The following is a 21957-nucleotide window of genomic DNA, read 5'->3' as shown; positions in this document are numbered from 1 at the left end:
ATCGTATACACCTTCTTTTAGTGCCATGTGAGAAATATGCACCCCTACGACTTCTCCTAAGACTAACCAACTTTGACAATCTTCACCGCTGGAAGATTGTAATTGAATCACTTGCGATGTTTTACATTCCATCACCACAGGGCTCTGTGCTACGTGAGGCACATCAATGACTTTTGATTGACCTTTGGCAAGGTTAGCAATGTCGAACTCGTCAACATCACAACTGACAGCGGCGCTAGTTTTATTCATCGATTCCGCAAGGGAACGTGTAACAAGACTCCAACAAAATTGCCCAGTATCGGCTGCATTTTTCACACTATCTTTATAGCCAATACTAGAAAATCCAATGATAGGAGGATGATAATTAAATGCATTGAAAAAGCTATAGGGGGCTAAGTTGACTTGGCCATTGTGACTTTTACTGGATATCCAACCAATTGGCCGCGGGGCAATAATTGAATTAAATGGGTCATGTTTTAATTGATGGCCGTCTTTGGGTTGATAAAAATGGGCATTATCTGGCACAAATTCTCCTGCTGAGAGTTTAAAGGTGAGAGGTTTCTGTTTGAGACAAATTATGCTTAATTAAGTATAAATTACTCACCCATAAATTCTATGGGTGATGACTATTAAGCGTAATATTTGTAAAGCTTACACAAAACAAAGGAATAGGAGTTGTTAGATACAATCCCTAAAAAAATATCATGATAACTAGTATTCAAGAGTGGTTTAAAAATCATTTAGAAATCGATAACAGCCATAGCGAACATACAATCGAATTGGCGACAGCTGTTCTGTTATACGAGGTTATGCGTGCCGATCATAATCTTGAACAGTTAGAGCAAGACAGTTATCGTAAACAACTCGTTAAACACTTTTCTTTGAGTGATTCTGAGCTTGAAGACCTATGTCGATTAAGCCAATCAGAAGCAGACGATGCTGCAGATTATCAACAATTCACACGGGTCATAAATGATATTTATGATGCTAAGGAAAAAAGAACTTTACTGGATTCCTTATGGTCAGTTGCTTATGCCGATCACGAACTTAGTCCAGATGAAGATTACACCATCAGAAAAATAGCTGATTTACTCTACATACCACACAGCCAATTTATTCAAAGTAAGTTGTCAATTAAGCCTGTTTAACTCTCGTCAATTTGTTATCTACTTTATAATGAGATGCTATTGCTTTTAGTGTCTCAAATAAAAGACTTTCCAACCCTGTAATTTGATGAAGATAATCTGATAAACTTGCATAAGTGTCTTAAATTTAAGACACTTAAATAATTAGTATCGTTCAGTTAATTTTATAGATTTAAATCTTTTTCTTAATTTATTGATATGTATGGTAAATGTATTATTGGCACAAACCGTGTAGGGCCTCTAAAAGCAATGATTAGCATTAATAGTGAGCACACTTAAACTGACTGGTTTCTCAGGTAATTAGCATAAAAGCGAGTACGTTTAAGGATGTTAGTCTATTTCTTACTTAGCTATTGGCTGTGATGGCGTTGCAAATAAAAGTGCTAGTAACCTTGATGCAAATTGAGTTTTGTATCATTTATGGATAATAAGCCTTCTTTCCATTAGATTTGATTTTTCTTAGAGTGTTCTTAGAGTGTTATCAAAAGAGTGTTATCAAAAGAGTGTTATCAAAAGAGTGTTATCAAATTTGTTACTTAGGGAGGTAACAGCATAAAAAACTGATTACATTGCTCCATTTTTATTTATTGTTGTAACTGCACATCTGTTTGTAACTCTGATCATATTGATATCTATATCAATATGATCAGAGTTTGATTAATAGAAAACTTGATTTGAGTAAAACAGTCAAATTACTATTAAAGGATCAGTTGAAACCCTATTTTATTGGTTTTACTTGGCAAAATAGATACGGACGGTAATGGGAAAATCGACTCATTTGAGCTGATCAAAACAAAGGTCTCAATCATTGAAGCAATCGACACAATTAAAATTTGAAGAATACAAATTAAATAAATTTAGAAAAGATCGACTTGTCCGATCTTTTTTCATTACGTTAGCGGCACAGTAAATTGAGAAAATTAATGGCAATTGCCATGCAACTTGGCTCACTTCGGCAATTAACACTTGTCAGTTTTGTTGTGGTTCTTGTGCCGCTAGTATTATTGGTAGGCTTCAGTCAAATCAAGCTAAGTGAAATTGCTCAAATTGCTACCAGTGAGGCTGAATACGCTGTCAACACAGTCAGACGTGTGAGTAAAATGGAAGGTTTATCAGTTGATATTGAGCGATTAGTACGCCAGTACCATATTGTAAAAAAAGATGCATTAAAACCCCTAATTGGAAAATCAACCCAGCGATTTACTATATTCCAAACACCTGTTTGTAATCAGCTTTTAGAAAAACAAAACTGTCAAAGTTTGTCGGAACGTGTCGAGTGGATTAACCAATATTTAGGAGTTGAAGATCCATTGTTGTTGGACGCGCAACTAGCCGAATTTAAACAAAATTTGCATGATTTAGCCGCGCAAGTAGACAACAGTCTTGATCAAAGGATCCGAGCACAACAAATCCATGTTAGTTCAGTGCAGCAAACCCAATTTTGGTTGACTGCATGTTTGTTAGGCATTTCATTTTTATTAATTGTTCTTGGTTCAAAAGCCATCTTAACACCAGTGTCTAAACTTGAACGAGTCATTACTGCCATCTCGAGACAGGAAGATTCCTTACCGACCATTTCTACTTCTGGACCAAAGGAACTTATTATTTTAGAGCAAAAATTACATATATTAGCAGGCCGCTTAATTCAATCTGAAAATTTACGACATGCTTTATTACGTCATGCATCCCATGAGCTTAAAACACCCTTAGCCAGCATCAAAGAAGGCTGTTCATTACTGACTGAGCAGGTAGTGGGTTCATTAAACCCTGAACAGCATGAAGTATTATCGCTATTGAATATTAGTACAGATAGGCTGAACTTACTTATTATGCAGTTGCTCGACTATAATCTGTTACTTCAACAAGCTAAACCTGTGTTTTCAAAAATTGATACTCATTATTTTTTTGAAGAGCTTGTGACTGAAAATAGTTTGGCAATTAACCAACACGATAATCAATTAGATATAAAAATTGATTTAGCTACAGTCTTCGCTGACCATAAGTTATTTAGAAGAATTTTAGACAATTTATTGTCAAATGCTATTGCTCATGGCAATAAAGGTAATCCCATTTATATCAGACTATATCTTCGAGATAATATGCAAATACTTGATTTTGCAAATCATGGTCATAGAATTGCTAAAGAGCAACGTCATGCTTTATTTCAACCTTTTAGTCGTGGAGAGGGCACGCGAAATGACAGAGTGATAGGTTCAGGGCTCGGATTATCTATTGTTGCTGATTGTGCCAGAATGATGTCTGGCAAAGTAGAAATGGTTGAGGTGGATTATGCAGAGGTGTGTATTCGTGTGCAGATACCAAATAAAGAAGCGAACATATGAAGTCAAAATTATTTATAGTGTTTAGCAGTTTAATTTTGCTTACTAGTTGCGAGCTAGTGCAGTCTTTAAGAACGTCACAAACAACTTCTCAAGACCTCAAAAATCGACCTCTTTGTATATGGGAAAATTATTTAGAGGCGAACGAATGCAAAATTGAATATTGGTTAAGGTTCTGGTACGAGATTGAAGATATTTCCTGGCCTGTTCGAAAAAAACAAATAAATACATTGTCTGAACAAGATGCTGATGTGTTAAAAAAAGTACTACTTAGCCAAGGTAAAGGCACACCATTTCAAGACCGCTTGCGTGCACAAGCTTGGGTTGAGTCTCTTTTACCTAAGTTAAGTCAGCAGATGCGTCGTTTTATTGTCGTTGCACTATATCATCCAAGTCAGGATTTACTTGAAATGGAGTCCGCTTTAGTGACGCAGAATGAAATTAGCACGTATCAAACATTACATATTGAAGAACAACAAATACTGTTAAATAAACAAAAAAGTCAGATTGACCAGTTGCTTAATATTGAGGCATCAATCATACAAGGTATTGAAGAGGATAAAAAATGAGTCAGTCGAATGTAGTAGATCCACATGTGCTGTTGGTTGATGATGACGAAAGTTTATTGCGATTAATGGCTATCAGACTAAAAGGGGAGGGTTACAATGTTCAATGTGCTGGCGGTGGTAAAGAAGCACTAAGATTGATCAATACACAAAATTTTGATGTTGTTTTGAGTGATTTACGTATGCCTGGGTTAGACGGTTTAAGCCTTTTTGAAGAGATTATGGGGCTTGGAAAAGATGTGCCTGTTATTTTGATGACTGCCCACGGAACTATTCAAGATGCTGTGGAAGCGACACAAAGAGGTGTGTTTGGATTTTTGACTAAACCCATAGATCATGTTGAATTACGCAGCTTGATGGAAAAAGCGGTGAGTCAAAGTCAAGGCGCACAAGTAGGACAGTGGTGCGAAAAAATCATTACACGTTCGATGCAAATGGAGCAATTACTTGATCAAGCTTATCGCGTTGCAAAACGCGACGTTAGTGTATTAATAAGTGGAGCCAGTGGCACAGGAAAAGAGCTTTTGGCCAGTGCTATACATAAAGCCAGTAAAAGAGCTGATAAGGCTTTCGTAGCAATTAACTGTGGTGCGTTACCTGAAAATTTACTTGAGTCTGAACTTTTTGGCCATGCAAAAGGCTCTTTTACAGGTGCAATCAATGAACATAAAGGACTCTTTAGGGAAGCAGACGGAGGGACGTTATTTTTAGATGAAATTGGCGATATGCCGATCCCACTTCAGGTTAAGTTACTCAGAGCACTGCAGGAACAAACAATCCGCCCAGTAGGAAGCAGTAAACAGATCCCAATTGATGTAAGAATTATCTCAGCGACCCATAAAAACCTCAATAAAGAAATGCAGGAAAGTAACTTTAGAGAAGATTTATATTACAGGCTCAATGTGGTGAACATTACGTTACCCACTCTAAGAGAACGCTCTGAAGATATTCCATTGCTGGCTCGACATCTGTTAAAAAGTAGCGCAAAACGCCATCAGGTTAAGGTTAATCGATTTTCTGATGATGCAATGCAATTATTAGTTACGTGTTTGTGGCCTGGTAACGTTAGGCAACTTGTCAATGTAGTAGAGCAATGTGTTGCCTTAACCCAAACATCGGTGATCACCTCTCACTTAGTTGAACAAGCTTTGTCTTCTTCTGAGCAAAAATGGCCTACATTGACCGAAGCAAGAGATGCATTTGAGCATAATTATTTATTAAAGTTGCTTAAAATGACTGATGGTAACGTGACAAGAGCGGCGGAATTAGCTGGTAGAAATCGCACAGATATGCACAAGCTGATGAAAAAACATGATTTGCATTCAGTTGATTTTAAAGGTGGCTAAAGAAATGAATTGATATTCAAATTGACTCATTTCTTGGTTATAACTAAAAACCTCTGTTATTTAAGTGTAAGTTCCTTACAATATCGCGAATTTTTTGAATAAGAAAAGTGGATTGATGCGATTAGCTCTAGGCATTGAATATAACGGTGCACCTTATCATGGTTGGCAGCGCCAACAAACTGTGGCTAGTGTGCAACAGCACGTTGAACAAGCGTTAACAAAGATAGCCAACGAACCAATCAAAGCAGTCTGTGCAGGTCGAACTGACGCAGGGGTTCATGCTACTTGTCAAGTAGTACATTTTGATACGACCATCCAGCGTCCTGATCGTGCATGGACCATTGGCCTGAACCGATTCTTGCCTGACTCGATTGCAATCAAATGGGTTAAAAATACGGATGACGAGTTTCATGCTCGTTTTTCAGCTACTGCCCGACGTTATCGATATGTCATATATAATCATCGTCTGCGCAACAGTATATTGCCTAAAGGTGTAACACATATTCATAATGAGTTGGATCATGAGTTGATGCATCAAGCGGCTCAATATTTGTTGGGTCAGCATGATTTTAGTGCGTTTAGAGCTGTGGGCTGTCAGGCAAACACTCCGGTACGTAATATGAGTCATATAAATGTGAGCCGGTTTGGTAATTATATTATAATTGATGTAACAGCGAACGCATTTTTGCTTCATATGGTGCGAAATATTACAGGTTCTCTATTGACGATTGGTAAAATGGAAAAACCCATAGTTTGGATGAAAACCTTGTTAGAAGGGAGAGATAGGACTAAAGCAGCATCGACTGCCAAGCCTAATGGTTTGTACTTAGTTCATGTTACCTACCCTGAGACATTTAATTTACCCGTTATTCCATTAGGACCATTATTTTTACCTGATTGATACTTCTTAGACCAGTTTTGTTTTTGTGATGTATGCTTGATGTGATTTAATAGGGTTTCTTTCGGCCTGCAGGGCTAAACGGGCACAACATAAACCGTTGAATATTGTCAATTTGTTAAATTTAACAAATTACATAACAGGATTTGATATGAGTTGGATTGAAAAAATACTACCACGCACAAAGTCGTTGACTAAAAGCAATGTCCCAGAGGGAATTTGGACTAAATGTACTGAATGCGACGCTGTTCTTTACAAAACAGAGTTAGAGAAACAGTTAGGTGTCTGCCCCAAGTGTGACCATCACATGCGTATTACAGCCCGTGCGCGTATCAATCACTTCTTAGACCAAGGCGACAGAGTAGAGTTGGGTGCAGACTTAGAGCCTCAAGATTTACTCAAATTTAAAGACTCTAAAAAATACAAAGATAGATTAAGTAGCGCACAAAAAGCCACTAACGAGAAAGATGCTTTAGTGGTCATGCAGGGAAAATTAAGCGGTATGCCTGTTGTAGTGGCCGCTTTTGAGTTTGCTTTTATGGGCGGGTCGATGGCTTCAGTAGTTGGCGCGAGATTTGTCAAAGCAGTGGATGCCTGTTTAGAACATAATATGCCATTAATTTGTTTTTCAACTAGCGGTGGGGCACGTATGCAAGAAGCGCTGCTGTCTCTTATGCAGATGGCAAAAACTAGCGCAGCATTAGCAAAATTGAGTGAAAAAGGGTTACCGTATATATCCGTTTTGACTGATCCTACTATGGGTGGTGTATCTGCAAGTTTAGCTATGCTGGGTGATGTGAATATAGCAGAGCCAAAAGCCTTGATTGGTTTCGCAGGCCCTAGAGTTATAGAACAAACTGTGCGGGAAACGTTGCCAGCAGGATTTCAACGCAGTGAATTTTTGTTAGAAAAAGGCGCTATAGATATTATTGTTGATCGTCGTGAAATGCGTGATAAGTTATTTAGTTTATTGACAAAACTACATCATCAACATCATTAAATAATGTCTCAGATCCCTACATCTCATGCCTCTGATAAAGAGGATTGGTCTCTTGACCAATGGCTAACTTATCTTGAGCAAGTCCACCCTAGTAGCATTGAATTAGGGCTAGAACGTGTGGCTGAGGTTTTTCGTAACTTACAGCTTGATCTTGAAAAGCGAATTGTTATCACAGTTGCCGGTACAAATGGTAAAGGCACTACTTGTGCCTTAATCGAACAGGCTCTATTAATTGCAAATTGTTCAGTTGCGGTATTTAGTTCACCTCACCTGTTAGATTATCGTGAACGAGTAAGAATATCGGGGCTCATGCTGACCGAGGAAGAGCACTGCCAAGCGTTTTTGAAGGTAGAACAAGCACGTGGTGATACTCCATTAACTTATTTCGAATTTGGCACATTAGCGGCATTACAGCTAATGGTAGACTTTGATGTCAAGTATCTGTTGTTAGAAGTTGGCTTAGGTGGGCGTTTGGATTCGGTCAACGTCGTGGCGCCCTCTATAGCCGTAATAACCAGCATTGATTTAGATCATCAAGATTGGCTCGGTGATACCAAAGAGCTTATCGCCCTTGAAAAAGCGGGTATTTTTAGAGCTAATATTCCAGCCGTTATTGGTGAGCCACAACCTCCCACGACATTGATTAATGCTTCTTTAGATTATCAGGTTAAACCTGTGTGGCAAGGAAGTGATTTTCACTTTCAAATAGATGATAAAGGGTTTCATTGGCAAGGAGTAAAAAGTTGCTATGAGTTTTTACCTATCCCTAATATTCCTGCCCAAAATGCATCAACAGCATTGCAAGTAATTGAAATCTTGGAGTTGCAATTAGATTATAAAAAAATGTCGCAGGCATTTAAGCAAACTAGTTTGCCCGGCAGACGACAGGTCCTTCAAAACAAACCTACAGTAATGTTGGATGTAGCACATAATCCACATGCTACTAATTTGCTCGCTTTTGATATTAAAAATATGAAATATAAACGAGTTATTGCTGTTGTGGCGATGTTGGCAGATAAAGATATTATTGCAACACTTGCTCCAATGTTGTCAGTTGTAAGCATCTGGTATTGCGCTAGTTTAGATATTCCTAGGGGCGCAAAGTCAAGTACGTTGGTTTCTGCTGTATTAAGCTCACAGCAAAAAGTGTTAGAATATGACTCAGTCGAAATCGCGTATAAATATGCTTTAGAAAAAGCCAAACAAGATGATCTAGTGATTGTTTTTGGCTCTTTTTATACTGTTACCGATGTATTGAAAATAGGGTTGTTAACCCCTCAGGAAAAGGTGTAGTAAAGTGTCATCCGCATTACAAAACCGCTTGGTAGGAACGGCTATAGTTGTCGCTATTGCTGTGATTTTTTTGCCTGACTTATTGGATGGTAAACAAGAATCAGAAGTAAAATTATTTGTCGAGTTGCCACAAAAGCCAGCTATGAAAGAAGTTAAGTCCCCTGAAACCTTTGATACAGGCAAAGTAAAAGAAGCCGCGACTCGCAAGGTCGAAATCATCTCTGAGCTGGCTACTGATGATAATCAAACATCAAGTTTGTCACCTGAAGATAAATTAGATAGCCGAACTGCAGACGTTCGAGTTCAGGATGAATATCAAGCAAAAGAATCTGTGATGCCAAAGACAAGCAGTTTAGAACAACAAACAGTGGTTGAACAAGATTCAGATAGATTATTGGCTAGTGCAGGCTGGGTAGTGCAATTGGGCAGCTTTCGCCACCAAAAGAATGTGCAGGAGTTGTTTGAGGTATTAGAAAAAGCTGGTTATCGTGCTTTTAGTCGGCCAGTAAAAACGAATTCAGGGATTTTAACAAAAGTGTTTGTTGGGCCCGATTTACAAAAAAGCAATTTAGAAAATGCGCTTTCTCACCTTAAAGAGATAACTAATTTACAGGGAAGGGTGACACCTTTCACTGTTCAATAATTATTTTTTAAACGCTTATTCTTTGTTATCCATTGCCAATGGCTATTTTAAATTGTTCGAAATTTATCAGGATTTTCCCTAGGCCTTTTGATAGAATGCGCCCGATTTCAACTATCTGATGTTAAAAGGCTGAGCCAATTAACTATCATGTCATATAAGCGGTAAAACGAATCTTATGAATTGGATTGACTACTCCATACTGGGTGTGATTTTACTTTCAGCCGTTATTAGTTTAATAAGGGGCTTTATAAAAGAAGCTATTTCTTTGGCCATTTGGTTCAGCGCTTTTTTTATTGCTAGCCAATTCTATGCAGACCTTGCCACTTACTTAACCAAATTTGATGATTTGATGATCCGCAATGGTGTGGCTATTGCCATATTGTTTGTATCCACTCTAGTGATAGGAGGATTGGTAAATTATTTGATTTCCCAATTGGTCGATTTTACAGGGCTCACAGGTACAGATCGCGCACTAGGTTTAGTGTTTGGTGCATTGCGTGGCGTGTTGATTGTTAGTGCGTTGTTGTTTTTTATAGATACGTTTACTCCTTTGTCTGCATCACTTTGGTGGGAGACTTCATTACTTATCTCAGAATTTAGTTTAGTCATTGAGTGGTTTTTTGAATATTTGCAAAATAACTCAAGTTTTATAAAGCCCGTTTAAAAAGGTAAATAACATGTGTGGTATTGTCGGAATAGTGGGTAAAAGCCCGGTCAATCAAGCTTTGTACGATGCCTTGACCGTGCTCCAGCACAGAGGCCAAGATGCAGCTGGTATTGTCACTGTAGATGATGGAGTGATTCACCTAAGGAAAGACAATGGCTTGGTTAAAGATGTGTTTCATACGCGTCATATGAAAAGGCTCACTGGGCAATTTGGTATTGGCCACGTACGCTATCCTACTGCTGGTAGTTCAAGTTCGGCAGAAGCACAGCCTTTTTACGTTAACTCTCCATACGGTATTGCTTTCGCTCACAACGGTAACCTTACTAACGCACACGAGTTAAAAGATGAAGTAGCGAAGGTTGCCAGAAGGCACATCAACACTACTTCAGATTCAGAGTTGTTGTTAAATATCATTGCACATGAATTACAAAGTTGTGAGGGTTTACACTTAACACCTGAAGAAGTATTTAAAGCTGTTTCAAAGGTTCATGATAAAATTCGGGGTGCTTACGCGGTTGTCGCTGTCATTATTGGCAATGGAATGCTCGCATTTAGGGATCCATTTGGCATTCGTCCGTTATCATTAGGTAAACGCAAAACTGTGTTTGGTGATGAATATATGGTGGCTTCTGAAAGTGTGGCACTTGATGCGGTTGGATTTACCTTCATTCGTGACGTAGCCCCTGGCGAAGCTATATATGTAACTGAGTCAGGTGTATTGCATACTCAACAATGTGCTCATCAACCCATTAGTGCTCCTTGTATTTTTGAATTCGTTTATTTTGCCCGTCCAGATTCATTTATCGATGGTATTTCTGTATATGCCTCACGGGTTAACATGGGACGTAAACTGGGGCAAAAAATAGCTAAGGAATGGGAGCATTTAGATATTGATGTCGTTATCCCTATCCCAGAAACGTCAACTGATGTTGCTCTTCAAATTGCCATTGAATTAGACAAACCTTATCGTCAAGGGTTCGTTAAGAATCGTTACATTGGCCGTACATTTATTATGCCAGGACAAACGATGCGTCGAAAGTCGGTACGCCGTAAACTGAACGCCATTCCTTCAGAGTTTAAAGATAAAAGTGTGCTGTTGGTCGATGACTCTATTGTGAGAGGGACAACCTCAGAACAAATTATCGAAATGGCCCGCGAGTCTGGTGCTAAAAAAGTATACTTTGCTTCTGCTGCTCCTGAAATTCGTTTCCCTAACGTCTACGGAATCGATATGCCTTCAGCTAATGAGTTGATTGCTTATGGACGCGAGATTGAACAGATAAGCGACTTGATACGAGCCGACGGATTGATTTTTCAAGACCTCACTGATTTGATTGATGCAGTGCGAGAATTAAATCCTGACATTAAACGCTTTGAAACATCAGTATTTGACGGTAAATACATCACTGGTGATGTCGACAATGCGTATCTGCAGCGCATAGACAACATGCGTAATGAAGGAACAAAAAATGAAGGTGTTCAGGCAGAATTAAGTAATTTAGAAATGCACAACATGAGTCAGGATTAATTCACGCTAAAAGTTAAACAGGTTCTTAAAAAGCCACGAATATTGAATGATTCGTGGCTTTTCTATGGACTACATTCAAGTTGTCCTAGCCTACATATACGGGGCCCATGCCCATACTCCAAAGAATAACCGATGTGGCCATGAGTATTGCAAGTAGCACTAAACCACAGGTAACAACTGAACTTGCATAAATAAAGCCTTTACCTTCTGGAATATGCATTAAAATGGGTGTCCCTGCGTAGAGTAAATAAACTGAATAGCCTAAACCTACTAAACCAATCAGCATAACAAACCATAACACAGGATAAAAAGCGGCAAACCCTACCATGAACAAAGGTGTGGCAGTATAAGCTGCGAGTTCTAATGCTTGAGTATAGGTTGGGGTTGCATCGAATGCTTTGGCTAGTTCATGTATCAAAACGGCAAGAGCCATCACACCTGTCATTAAACCAAAATACATACCAATGCTCATCAACATAGCGCTATTGTGAGTCAACTTTATAATGTCGCCTACACCTATACTCCAGCCAAGATGTGCTGCAGAATAATAACCCATCAAAACAGGTATTAATGAAATAATGGCAATATGACTAAAGCTGTAAAAATAGCTTTCATGACGTTTGTCAATTGAATGCCATTCTTCTTTTGGATTTATATATAGTCCCCATAGGTGATTTAAAATCATACAGCCTGGTCTCTTATGTTGTTGAAATTTTGACACGATTTATTGATTAAAAATAAACATGCTATTAACATTTATTGTCTGTGAGTCGACCTCAACCGTCAACCTTTTTATGTTTACCAGTTAATGCTTATTGATTATCATCAATAATTAGCTTGATTTGTCAGTTCTATGTTTAAATAAATTTCATTAGTCAAATAGATAAAATAGGTCTTTGTAAGTAATGGATGGTCAATTAAAAAATGATTTTGTGTTTTATTTTCCAATCACCACAAGGTGGATGGATAACGATATGTTTGGGCATGTGAATAATGTTCATTATTACTCATATTTTGATACTGTCATCAATCAATTTTTAATTGAGCAAGCTGGTTTTGTTCCCCAAGAAAGTGAGCAGATAGGATTTATCGTCAAATCTAGCTGTCGTTATATCAGCCCATTATCGTATCCTCAAAAGTTAATAGGTGCATTACGTGTTGATAGAATTGGCAATAGTTCGGTGGATTATGCAGTAGGTATTTTCAAGGATAATGAGCCGTTAGCGTCGGCAGTTGGATGCTTGACTCATGTTTTTGTTGACCGACACTCTCACCAACCAACACCTATAAAAAAAACTATGCGTGAAGTTATGCTCTCAGCAAAAGTATCTGAATAAAATAAGCTTTACTCTAATTGAATCAGCTTCCCAGCAATACATCACTATTAGCCGAGAGTAATGTTTACAATTTAAGCAGCCAATGACCTCATATCACTTTTATCTTGCAGTTTTTTGTGCCACCAACATATAATTTACCCAAGTAGGTTTGATTAACTTCATACTGCGTTTGATGGGGTTAACTGCTACACCAGTAGTGGCAGTTAACACAAAGTCGTCAGCATCCAATAAAGAAAATAACTCAGCTGGCTTTACTAGTTTACTATAATGATGCGTCCCTATGGGCAACAACCTAGTAACGTATTCCGCACCAAAAATAGCAATCAAGTAAGCTAACCAATTACGATTGATAGAGGCAATAAAATGCGAACCATTTGGTTTTACTAAGGCATTACAGGCACGAACGAAGCTATTCACATTTGGCACGTGTTCTACCACTTCCATATTAAACACTATGTCAAATTGTTGTTTGGTTTCAACCATTTGTTCAACACTAATTAATTGGTAATCAATTTCAATTCCGTTCTGTTTGGCATGTGATTGCGCTATTCCAATATTTTTTTCGACCACATCTATTGCCGTAACCATTGCTCCTTGTTTTGCTAAGGACTCACTTAATATGCCCCCGCCACAGCCTATGTCCAACACTTTCAATTCAGCTAATGGATGATGTTTGTGATTTTGTGCCCTAAGCTGCTCCAAGATCCACTCAATCCTTAATGCATTAAGTTTGTGTAATGGCCAAAAGGGGCCTTCTAAATCCCACCAAGTCCCCGCTAGTTTTTCATAATATGCGACCTCTTTAGGATCGATATTAACCGATTGTAGGTTTGCCACTTTATCCTGCTCCAAATAAATAAGTTGTCATCATACTTAGGCTGGCGATTATTGTTAATACCATTCGCAATAGACCGTAGGTATGAGGGGTTTGAGGAATCAACGAACCAAAGTGTTCAATTGCCCAAATAAGTATGAACAGACCTGCACCGATAGCTAACCATTGCTCAGGTAACAGTAAAAATGTAAAAAACGCTATTAAAAATAGAATATTACTCAATATAATTCGCCAGAATTTGGCGTCATGCATATCGGCTGTTGGCCACCAAGCACCGCATAAAAATGTGAAAATACCAAAAGCATAAAGGGCAAGAGAATCGACTACAACGCTATTGTCAGTCAGTACGCTAGATAAAACAGCTAAGGTAATGAAAGGAACCAAACCTGCATAACCTAATATCTTTATGGAAAGTGGCATCATGTGAGAACAAAACCTTGTGAAAATAAATGATTATGAATAAATATTATCAACGTTGCTTAATGCCCCAACAGTCAAAAGGATCAAACGTGTCGAATACAATAATATTAACGTAAATAATCGGTAATCACTGATTTAATGTACTTTATTCTATTAGACATTATTGAATGTCGATTCACACATAAATAGAGGTTTTCACTCACTGACATTTTCAGTGAGTGTATTTTTATCGAATTTTGAGGTAAATATGCTTTGGCTGCAAACAATGGAAGAACTGAAAATCCGAATCCTCTACTGACAGGATCTAATATCAAACTAATTTGGTTTGAAAAACCTTTACAGCGAAATTGTTCTACATGTTCAAAAGCATTGAAATTCGCACTCAATAGTTGTCTGCCGTGATGTTCAGCATCCGGATGTGAAATAAACCCTAGATCTAACAACGTTTTCCAATTCACTAACTTAACTTTATTAGAGGTCACTAAGACAAGAGGCTCTTCAGCGACTTTTTCGCTCAGTAAGCTGCTGTCATTAGTTAATTCTGTAATCAAAGCTATATCTAAAGTTCGATCTGCTAATTCACGTTGTATGCTTTTATTTGGTGAAAATCGATAGTCAATCACTAACTCTGGGTGATGTTGTTGTAAGTCTAACAAGGGAGAATAGAGCTTTAAACCAACGCTACCAGGCGAGGCAATTTTGACCCGGCCAATATACGCATCGTCCTGCTTAATCAGCGCTTCCAACTCATCCGCAGCGCGTAAAAGTTCAAGGCCTTTTTGGTGTAATTGATGACCAGCTGCGGTTAATGAAAATGTCTTTCCTTCTCTAATTAATAATGGGTTATCAAACTGTTTTTCTAACTTTTTAATATGTTGGCTTACTCCTGACTGCGTCATAAATAGTTTTTCAGCTGTTTTGGTGAAATGCCCGACATTGACAAGAGTACAGAACGTTCTCAAAAAAATATGATTTATCATTACAAAAAATACTTATCGATATGACGAATGATAATTTTAAGTACTTAATAGTGAAATGTATACTTTCTAGAGTAATTAATAGGCTAAATCAATTATCAGGAGAAAAAAAATGAATAAACAGTATCCACGTACATTTTCCCATATCGGTATTTCAGTACCTGATTTAGAAGCGGCGGTAACATTTTATACCGAAGTGCTGGGGTGGTATATTATTCTGAAACCCACTGAAATAACCGAAGACGATTCATCTATTGGCGTAATGTGCACCGATGTTTTTGGTGCAGGCTGGGAGCATTTTCGTATCGCACATATGTCAACAGGGGATCGGATTGGTGTCGAATTATTTGAATTTAAGGGTCAAGTAAACCCTGAGAATAATTTCGAATATTGGAAAACAGGCATATTCCATTTTTGTGTTCAAGATCCGGATGTAGAGGGCCTAGCTGATAAAATAGTCGCTGCTGGTGGTAAAAAGCGTATGAAGGAACCGCGTTATTACTACCCAGGAAAAAAACCTTATCGCATGATTTATATGGAAGACCCTTTTGGTAACATTTTGGAAATTTATAGTCATAGCTACGAGTTAACGTATGCTGATGGTGCATACTAAACAGCTAATGTTGAATGTTGCCAACCTTGAGTTGGCAACAACTCGTTTATTCAATTTGCTAAAAATAGAAGACAGAGCCTCACAAGTTTTGATATCAAAGCGTTAAATTTAAGTCTTTTTATTGTCTTATAGCCAATGTTTAAAGGTTATATTATCAATTATGCTAAGGTGTGTAGCTAAAGTTCTACTTATGAATATATCCACTAGGCAGTATTATGATCCCATGGACCCAGCTCGGAACCGCGCAAATTCCTAATAATGGAGGCGAATTAAAATTTTCTCAAAGAGCAGATGAATTTTCTATTCGTTTATCGGGTATACGTGGCGAACTGATGAATAGTCGTTTGTACAACTCGGAAAAAGTGCTTGCGGAGCTGGGCTGTGCTTATCTTAATTCTACGGACAATGCACAAGTGTTAGTAGGTGGTTTAGGTATGGGGTATACCTTGGCTGCAGCATTAAAAGCAGTCACTTCAAACTCTCAAGTAACAGTGGCAGAGCTTATCCCCGAAGTGGTGGTGTGGAATCAAGGACCACTGGGTAATTGTGCGAAAAATCCACTTCAAGATCCCCGAACAAAATTACATGTTGGCGATGTGAGGGAACTACTGAGTACTAAAAAACCCACATTCGATGCTATTTTATTGGACGTAGATAATGGCCCTGAAGGGCTAACTCAAAAAGGTAACAACAGTATTTATTCAGCAAAGGGCTTAGATGATATATACAAAACTTTGCGTCCAAAGGGTATGTTAGCAGTATGGTCTGCAGGTCCCGATAATCTGTTTATAGGACGCCTCAAAAAAGCCGGATTTAAAGCTGATACACGCATTGTGCGCGCTCGTCCCGGAAAGGGTAGTCGGCATACTATATTTTTAGCTCGCAAGCCCTAGTTTTTCTGATGTCTAATGAAGTAATAAAAACAATCAATGTTTAAGATATTATCCTTAAATGGTAATTAATTGTAGTAAAATTGAATAGTGAGACCTCTTCATCAATGTTTAAACGCTCTTTGACCAAACTTATAAACAAACCAACTTTTCTTGGTTCACTCGTTATCGTTTGTCTATTGACGTTAACCTTCTATCTATGGATACAGGCTAAAGATGTTGAAGATAGATTACTGGAGCAACAATTTAATTTATCACTGATAAACCTCAGCCAAAATATTGATGCCCGCATTTCAAATATGAAATTAATTGCAAAAAATCTTGCTAATGATAGTCATATTCATGATTGGGTAGATAGAGGTTTTACACGTAATCAAGAATCAATATTGGTTGATAAACTTGGCTTTTTAGTCGAAGAGTACGGCCTCACTAGTGCTTCGTTTGCTGATAAAAACACCCACAAATATTGGAATCACGAAGGGTTTTTAAGAGTATTACAGCCTGAAATCGACATGTGGTATTTTGCTTATCTAAAAAGCGCTCAATCAGATCTTATCAGTGTGTATCACGATAAAAATAAAAACCGTGTTGATGTGTATGTTAATTATCAACAAATTGCCGGTAATGGATTGTCTGGAATAGCCACTTCATTTGACGGTGTTTTGGATATGTTGAAAAATTCTTTATTTGCTAAATACGGTGATATTTATTTGGTCGATAGTTCAGGTAAAGTTCAAGTACACGCAGATTCTGCTATCGCAGGGACTAAAAGCCTTCAAGATATGTTTTCAAAAGAAACTGTTGATAAATTATTACAACCAAACCACTTTGGGTTTATTGACCTCAATGAAGCAGCAGATGAGTTGTTGGGTGTTAGCTATATTCCGAGTATGAATTGGTATGTTGTTGTAAATTTAAGACGGTAAATATTCGCTGATGTCAGTATAAAAATGTATGCATTAAAACACTTTTATTTGATTGTTTTTCTGGATTTGGTTTGTTTATAAGTTAAAAAAACTTCTTTTTCATAAAGTTCGTATTAGCAATTAATGGTAACGCAGTTCAGATTCCATAAATTGTCTATCAAAACATTCAAATAGGGTCATTACCGCTAAAGAGGTTACGCCGCTCTAAAGAGGTTTCCAGTGTGTTACAAGTACTCTACTATTAAAATAGTTACGAGTTCCATAGACAATCATTTATCAATTTTCGTTTTAGGAAGTACCTTATTATTTAATTCAGTTGTGTCTTAAGTAGGCATATTGCTTGGGTCTGATTTGGTCGATTATTCTGCTGTAGCTGCTGCGGCACTTAATATTTAAGCGGACTCACTGGTAACGAATGAGCTTGGTGCATTAGCGGTTATCGGTATTGGTGCTCGCACAGATACCGCTAACTTATATTCCGATAAGGGTGCTGTTAATACTGGTGACGGAGGAAAATCTGGAAACATATATGCGGGTACTGCCGTCAGCATCGCGGCCAACGCAACTGTTAAAAACGTCTATGCTGCTGCCGTCGTTACATTAGGTGCTAGTGGTAAGGCTGATAGGATATATTCAGCTGCAGCAATCACTCTTGGAGCACTTTCGACTTCTCAAGACGTTTATGCCGCGTCTGTTATCACTGGGGATGGTGCAAACAGTAAAACGGCTTTTACTGTTACCGCTCCTATTATTGGTTTATATGAGTTAACGTTTGACATCGATGATGCTTTAAAACAATTAGCTAATGCTCAAGGATCCTTATTAAGCCTCAAAAATGATTTTAATTTGGATGTCGTTATGGAAGTAATACTTTTGAGTCAGGAGTATGGAAAGGAAGTGCTGTGACGATAGCAGCCGATTCATTAATTCAGTTTGATGGAAAGGGTGAAGAAAACCCCATTTGGGTTTTTAATCTTGATGCTGCAATGTCGTTGGTGCCGGTACTCAATTCGAAATAATCAACGCTGGCGCTGGTGCAAGTGTCCTATGAAATTTAGGTGGCTCGTTAAGTTTAGGTGGCTCGTTAAGTTTAGGTGATGGTACTTCTTTTGTAGGCACTAATTTTGTAACAGGAGCCATTGCCGGTGCTACCTCAGAGGTTAGTTGCAAAAATGGCCGTTGGCATAGGTTCAACGTCATCTACCAATTGCCTCTCCACAGATTCATGGGCAGGCTCAATTAATGGATTAGGTTATGACGTTGACATAAGTAATGGGATCATTTCGGATCAATCATCATCGCCGACATTATTTGTGTCTGAGCAATCGACAGTTTTAATGTTTTCTAGTTTACTTCAATGCTTTTTGTAACCAGACTAAAACATAGATAATTGTTTACATTCTTTTTCAAATGATGGGCTTCATTATTTAATGTTGAGTCCATTGTTTATTTTTTAATGACATCACTTTTTTGCCTAATATGCGTTTCATAAACCAATCAAAGCTAAGCAATAGTGGTCAATGTAAATTTTTAAAAAAAGCCAGATTAGAAAGACTTTGCCTTAAATTTTATTCACATCAACGTTCTGTTTTAGATTAGATAATGATTCACCAAAAATGTAACAGAAAGCAAAAAAATTGAGAATTGACAATAATGATTATTTTACGCCTGTGCACTCATGAATCTGTGAATGTGAAGCAATTATGGATAATATTTTAGCTATAATGGCCGACGTGAAAACAACTTCTAGCATTGTCTATTTGATGTTTCTATTAATTGTTTTCGTGAACGTTGCCATGAGCATGGCATTGAAATGGTAATTAAAGTTGTTTTTAGCTGCTTCTTAATTAGCTTATGTGCAAAGACTCCATTTTCCACGAATGTTCAATAACGCAAATAACCTTGGAATATTGATGTCATTTTTAAGGTAGGTCGACTAAGTCGATATTTTAGAAAATCGTAAATTCACAACAGATTTTTAATAAGCACAATATATCCGCATTCTTTGTAAATTTAATTATGCGTTATTGATAGTTAATTTGCTGACCTGCTTGCTCCAAAATATAGTGCGGTTAGGTTCTTTTTGATAAGTATATGTGCACCCACCAATTGTTGCATCTGTATCGGTTACCCAAGATGAAGTGTAATCTGCAGTATAGTCTGTAAAGGCATCTACATAGGCTTCTACTGTGGGTGCTCCATCTTCCATAAGGACATCCCACAGCTCAAGACATCCTGCACTAGAACCATTTTTTTCCGAAGTGGTTGTAACTTCACCAGCAGTGACGTCGTATGGCTTTAGATCCTGATTAACAACAACATTTCTTCCATTAATTAACATAGATGTGTGTGGCAATATATTTTGCATCACTGCATCAGACCTGATCAGCATGAGACCAATAGCAAAAGATCCTGCAGTTCCACTGACAGCAGATCTGTGAGCTTCTTCACTTAAATCTATAAAGCGAGGAACTGCTACAGCGGACAAAATTCCCAGCAATGTAATGACTATAACTAATTCGATAAGAGTAAAACCTATTTGCTGTTTAATAATAGGAGTTTTGTCAGTAACTGAGAGATGAATAAGGCTCTTTGAATTAATCATTTTTACTCTCCAAAATGGAAGACCACTAAAAATATTTAGTGGAACTCAACAACGTTTAGATTTGCATTCATGTTATGACCTGTTGGTTTGCAGTCATTCTATTATTGCGTGTAAGTTCTAATGACTTATAAAATAGTGTACTCATATTAAGGACCAAAAAAAGAATATTTACATTGGTATAAATACCTAATTTGTAATTATTAAATGATCATAATTCGCTCCAAAGAGTTGGTTACGAAGCCTTTCAGGTATCATTTTAAGGATGAACCTATTATTACAATCTTAAACCGCCTGAATATTGAATTTACTGAATTTACCGTTAATGCTTCCTTAAATAAACTGAGCCATAAGAATGTTTGTGGTAAAAGTAATGTCAAGCTGTGTAACAACCAAGCAGATAGTTGAGTCATCACAATGCGACGAAATTTCCGTAAGGCGTTTAAATAACAAAGTGAGCTGAACGATTATTTCAAACTGTCAAATAAACGTTCTACCACAGCATTATCCCAGCATGCCCTCACAACACCCATCGAGGCGCGTATACCTAAGCCCCTTAGCAGTATACCAAAGCGTTGCTTGGTAAATTGGGGGCCCCAATTATTGTGGAACACAAACCCCTGTTTGAGCTGTGTCAAATTTACAGCCTTGATAACAGTCTTAATTATAGAGACCGTCGTCATACGATTTTTTAAGTGCCAACCCACAATTCGGCGTGAGTATAAATCCATCATTATTGCCAGATACATCCAACCTTGAGTTATCTTTAAATAAGTGATGACGCCAGCCCAAAACTCATTGGGTGCCAACGAATTGAAGTTCTGGTTTAACAAGTTATCTGCTACTTTAGCGCTGTATTTGCGTTTTGTGGTGACTTTGAAAGCGAGTCGTTGTTCCACCTTCAACTTCAATTTTCTCATCAGCTTTCGGATTGAATATCGGCTGGTGTTAGAGCCTTCCTCATTCAGTTTTTTAGACAGCTTTGTATTTTTTGAGAAGAATAACGCCGAGAAATATATTATTTGTATGGTAAAATATCTTAACTGTAAAGTCACCAAAACGAAGAAGTTCCAAAATTGTCTACCGAAAAATTATTAGCTCCGATCAAAAAATTCTTACAATGTGAAACTCCACAAAGTTGGATTGATGAGGCTATTGAACCCGATAACCTCCCAAATTTACTTCGGGACCACGCTAATTGTGAGTTAAAGGCTGCGCAAACAGCTATGTTACTTTTACGTCGGTATGCAGTAGATCGTCAAAGTAGTGATGCGTTACTTGAATGGTTAAAACCTTATGAAGATTTTGTTTACCGTAAAATTGGTAATGGTGATTTTAGCAATTACATCAGCTTGTCAAAAAAACTGATCAGTAAATCTGACTTTGAACATGGCGATGACTTAATTGATAAAATGGTGTTGTTAATAAAAGAAGAGTTACATCATTTTCAGCAAGTTTGGGAAATTATGCAGAGTAGGGGAGTGACTCACGATAATATTTCAGCATCTGGTTATGCCAGAGGACTTATGAAACATGTGCGCACTCATGAACCGGCTAAACTCAGCGATACACTCATTTGTGGTGCTTATATTGAAGCCCGTTCTTGTGAACGTTTTGCTAAATTAGCCCCATGTTTAGATGCTGAACTAGGGACATTTTATAGCTCATTGCTGCGCAGCGAAGCAAGGCATTTTCAAGATTATTTAACTTTAGCAAGAAAAGTCAGTACAACTAACATTGACGAAAGGATTATCTTTTTTGGCGAAAAAGAAGCCAAGCTAATTCAAATGCAAGATAGTGAATTTCGCTTTCATAGTGGCTTACCATCTGTTTAACCATTTTTTATTGTTAACGGTTACTCTAATTTTTGTCCGTAATGTTATGTTGTCTATTACTAGGATAGGAGCTCTTGTCTGTAACTCAGGGATAGAC

At 37.7% G+C, this 21957-nt stretch carries 21 protein-coding genes and 1 pseudogene; 15 read left to right on the top strand and 7 right to left on the bottom strand.

Annotated features, from left to right (window positions below; all coding sequences use genetic code 11):
• Positions 1 to 525: flavin reductase family protein (locus QZ562_RS11430; RefSeq protein WP_293760012.1), on the bottom strand; the 525-nt coding region annotated here is incomplete at its 3' end.
• Between the two features lie 179 nt (positions 526 to 704).
• On the opposite strand from QZ562_RS11430, the gene QZ562_RS11425 reads away from it, so the two are divergent.
• From QZ562_RS11425 to purF, 10 genes are all read left to right on the top strand, one after another.
• Positions 705 to 1148, top strand: coding sequence for a TerB family tellurite resistance protein (locus tag QZ562_RS11425; RefSeq protein ID WP_293760010.1), 444 nt, complete (start codon positions 705 to 707; stop codon positions 1146 to 1148).
• A 920-nt stretch (positions 1149 to 2068) separates the two neighbouring features.
• Entirely contained in the window at positions 2069 to 3487 is a 1419-nt protein-coding gene (locus tag QZ562_RS11420) for a HAMP domain-containing sensor histidine kinase (protein WP_293760008.1), read from the top strand.
• Positions 3484 to 4053: a hypothetical protein gene (locus QZ562_RS11415; protein WP_293760006.1), complete on the top strand. Its 570-nt coding sequence runs from the start codon at positions 3484 to 3486 to the stop codon at positions 4051 to 4053. The genes QZ562_RS11420 and QZ562_RS11415 overlap by 4 nt, the downstream gene beginning before the upstream one ends.
• Positions 4050 to 5396 (top strand): sigma 54-interacting transcriptional regulator, encoded by a 1347-nt coding sequence (locus QZ562_RS11410; protein WP_293760004.1) that lies wholly within the window; start codon positions 4050 to 4052, stop codon positions 5394 to 5396. Before QZ562_RS11415 ends, QZ562_RS11410 begins: the two co-directional genes overlap by 4 nt.
• Positions 5397 to 5511: 115 nt before the next feature.
• Positions 5512 to 6297, top strand: a complete 786-nt coding sequence (truA, locus tag QZ562_RS11405) for a tRNA pseudouridine(38-40) synthase TruA (RefSeq protein ID WP_293760002.1) — start codon at positions 5512 to 5514, stop codon at positions 6295 to 6297.
• Between the two features lie 148 nt (positions 6298 to 6445).
• Complete coding sequence (gene accD / locus QZ562_RS11400) at positions 6446 to 7294, top strand: acetyl-CoA carboxylase, carboxyltransferase subunit beta (RefSeq protein WP_293760000.1); 849 nt, start codon at positions 6446 to 6448, stop codon at positions 7292 to 7294.
• A gap of 3 nt (positions 7295 to 7297) precedes the next feature.
• Positions 7298 to 8587 (top strand): bifunctional tetrahydrofolate synthase/dihydrofolate synthase, encoded by a 1290-nt coding sequence (gene folC, locus QZ562_RS11395; RefSeq protein WP_293759998.1) that lies wholly within the window; start codon positions 7298 to 7300, stop codon positions 8585 to 8587.
• Positions 8588 to 8591: 4 nt separating this feature from the next.
• A complete protein-coding gene (locus tag QZ562_RS11390) occupies positions 8592 to 9230 on the top strand; it encodes an SPOR domain-containing protein (protein WP_293759996.1) in 639 nt (212 codons plus the stop codon).
• 175 nt (positions 9231 to 9405) lie between these two features.
• Entirely contained in the window at positions 9406 to 9894 is a 489-nt protein-coding gene (locus QZ562_RS11385) for a CvpA family protein (RefSeq protein ID WP_293759994.1), read from the top strand.
• Positions 9895 to 9907: 13 nt separating this feature from the next.
• Positions 9908 to 11425, top strand: coding sequence for an amidophosphoribosyltransferase (gene purF, locus QZ562_RS11380; RefSeq protein ID WP_293759992.1), 1518 nt, complete (start codon positions 9908 to 9910; stop codon positions 11423 to 11425).
• 85 nt (positions 11426 to 11510) lie between these two features.
• On the opposite strand, the gene QZ562_RS11375 is transcribed toward purF, so the two are convergent.
• Positions 11511 to 12110, bottom strand: a complete 600-nt coding sequence (locus tag QZ562_RS11375) for a Yip1 family protein (RefSeq protein ID WP_293759990.1) — start codon at positions 12108 to 12110, stop codon at positions 11511 to 11513.
• Positions 12111 to 12330: 220 nt separating this feature from the next.
• On the opposite strand from QZ562_RS11375, the gene QZ562_RS11370 reads away from it, so the two are divergent.
• Complete coding sequence (locus tag QZ562_RS11370; protein ID WP_293759988.1) at positions 12331 to 12762, top strand: thioesterase family protein; 432 nt, start codon at positions 12331 to 12333, stop codon at positions 12760 to 12762.
• A gap of 99 nt (positions 12763 to 12861) precedes the next feature.
• Here QZ562_RS11370 and ubiG read toward each other — a convergent pair whose 3' ends face one another.
• The 3 genes from ubiG to QZ562_RS11355 all read right to left on the bottom strand — a co-directional run bounded on the left by ubiG (position 12862) and on the right by QZ562_RS11355 (position 14997).
• The gene (gene ubiG, locus QZ562_RS11365) at positions 12862 to 13599 is read right to left on the bottom strand and encodes a bifunctional 2-polyprenyl-6-hydroxyphenol methylase/3-demethylubiquinol 3-O-methyltransferase UbiG (RefSeq protein ID WP_293759986.1); all 738 of its coding nucleotides are present in this window, start codon (positions 13597 to 13599) and stop codon (positions 12862 to 12864) included.
• 1 nt (position 13600) lies between these two features.
• On the bottom strand, positions 13601 to 14020 hold the full coding sequence (locus tag QZ562_RS11360; RefSeq protein ID WP_293759984.1) for a DUF3429 domain-containing protein: 420 nt from the start codon (positions 14018 to 14020) through the stop codon (positions 13601 to 13603).
• Positions 14021 to 14124: 104 nt separating this feature from the next.
• Positions 14125 to 14997, bottom strand: a complete 873-nt coding sequence (locus QZ562_RS11355; protein ID WP_293759982.1) for a LysR family transcriptional regulator — start codon at positions 14995 to 14997, stop codon at positions 14125 to 14127.
• A 109-nt stretch (positions 14998 to 15106) separates the two neighbouring features.
• On the opposite strand from QZ562_RS11355, the gene QZ562_RS11350 reads away from it, so the two are divergent.
• From QZ562_RS11350 to QZ562_RS11340, 3 genes are all read left to right on the top strand, one after another.
• The gene (locus QZ562_RS11350) at positions 15107 to 15607 is read left to right on the top strand and encodes a lactoylglutathione lyase family protein (protein WP_293759980.1); all 501 of its coding nucleotides are present in this window, start codon (positions 15107 to 15109) and stop codon (positions 15605 to 15607) included.
• 215 nt (positions 15608 to 15822) lie between these two features.
• Positions 15823 to 16500: a hypothetical protein gene (locus QZ562_RS11345; RefSeq protein ID WP_293759978.1), complete on the top strand. Its 678-nt coding sequence runs from the start codon at positions 15823 to 15825 to the stop codon at positions 16498 to 16500.
• A 104-nt stretch (positions 16501 to 16604) separates the two neighbouring features.
• Positions 16605 to 17423 carry a cache domain-containing protein gene (locus QZ562_RS11340; protein WP_293759976.1) on the top strand — a complete coding sequence of 273 codons (819 nt, stop codon included), beginning with the start codon at positions 16605 to 16607 and terminating at the stop codon, positions 17421 to 17423.
• A 2017-nt stretch (positions 17424 to 19440) separates the two neighbouring features.
• On the opposite strand, the gene QZ562_RS11335 is transcribed toward QZ562_RS11340, so the two are convergent.
• Entirely contained in the window at positions 19441 to 20028 is a 588-nt protein-coding gene (locus QZ562_RS11335) for a prepilin-type N-terminal cleavage/methylation domain-containing protein (protein ID WP_293759973.1), read from the bottom strand.
• Between the two features lie 467 nt (positions 20029 to 20495).
• Positions 20496 to 21014 (bottom strand): annotated as a pseudogene (locus tag QZ562_RS11330) (DDE-type integrase/transposase/recombinase); the annotation flags it as partial.
• 87 nt (positions 21015 to 21101) lie between these two features.
• On the opposite strand from QZ562_RS11330, the gene miaE reads away from it, so the two are divergent.
• The gene (gene miaE / locus QZ562_RS11325) at positions 21102 to 21860 is read left to right on the top strand and encodes a tRNA isopentenyl-2-thiomethyl-A-37 hydroxylase MiaE (RefSeq protein WP_293759972.1); all 759 of its coding nucleotides are present in this window, start codon (positions 21102 to 21104) and stop codon (positions 21858 to 21860) included.
• Positions 21861 to 21957 lie beyond the last annotated feature (97 nt).

It is taken from the genome of uncultured Paraglaciecola sp. (assembly GCF_913058035.1).
In the GTDB taxonomy this organism is placed as follows: Bacteria; Pseudomonadota; Gammaproteobacteria; order Enterobacterales; family Alteromonadaceae; genus Paraglaciecola.
This window is presented reverse-complemented; position numbering and strand designations above follow the sequence as displayed.

Coding starts and splice junctions, on each gene's coding strand:
- QZ562_RS11385 (WP_293759994.1), top strand. CDS start 9,406: ATGAATTGGATTGACTACTCCATACTGGGTGTGATTTTACTTTCAGCC.
- purF (WP_293759992.1), top strand. CDS start 9,908: ATGTGTGGTATTGTCGGAATAGTGGGTAAAAGCCCGGTCAATCAAGCT.
- QZ562_RS11355 (WP_293759982.1), bottom strand. CDS start 14,997: ATGATAAATCATATTTTTTTGAGAACGTTCTGTACTCTTGTCAATGTC.
- folC (WP_293759998.1), top strand. CDS start 7,298: ATGTCTCAGATCCCTACATCTCATGCCTCTGATAAAGAGGATTGGTCT.
- QZ562_RS11340 (WP_293759976.1), top strand. CDS start 16,605: ATGTTTAAACGCTCTTTGACCAAACTTATAAACAAACCAACTTTTCTT.
- QZ562_RS11345 (WP_293759978.1), top strand. CDS start 15,823: ATGATCCCATGGACCCAGCTCGGAACCGCGCAAATTCCTAATAATGGA.
- QZ562_RS11375 (WP_293759990.1), bottom strand. CDS start 12,110: ATGATTTTAAATCACCTATGGGGACTATATATAAATCCAAAAGAAGAA.
- truA (WP_293760002.1), top strand. CDS start 5,512: ATGCGATTAGCTCTAGGCATTGAATATAACGGTGCACCTTATCATGGT.
- QZ562_RS11370 (WP_293759988.1), top strand. CDS start 12,331: ATGGATGGTCAATTAAAAAATGATTTTGTGTTTTATTTTCCAATCACC.
- QZ562_RS11350 (WP_293759980.1), top strand. CDS start 15,107: ATGAATAAACAGTATCCACGTACATTTTCCCATATCGGTATTTCAGTA.
- QZ562_RS11360 (WP_293759984.1), bottom strand. CDS start 14,020: ATGATGCCACTTTCCATAAAGATATTAGGTTATGCAGGTTTGGTTCCT.
- QZ562_RS11335 (WP_293759973.1), bottom strand. CDS start 20,028: ATGATTAATTCAAAGAGCCTTATTCATCTCTCAGTTACTGACAAAACT.
- QZ562_RS11415 (WP_293760006.1), top strand. CDS start 3,484: ATGAAGTCAAAATTATTTATAGTGTTTAGCAGTTTAATTTTGCTTACT.
- QZ562_RS11420 (WP_293760008.1), top strand. CDS start 2,069: ATGGCAATTGCCATGCAACTTGGCTCACTTCGGCAATTAACACTTGTC.
- QZ562_RS11425 (WP_293760010.1), top strand. CDS start 705: ATGATAACTAGTATTCAAGAGTGGTTTAAAAATCATTTAGAAATCGAT.
- QZ562_RS11410 (WP_293760004.1), top strand. CDS start 4,050: ATGAGTCAGTCGAATGTAGTAGATCCACATGTGCTGTTGGTTGATGAT.
- accD (WP_293760000.1), top strand. CDS start 6,446: ATGAGTTGGATTGAAAAAATACTACCACGCACAAAGTCGTTGACTAAA.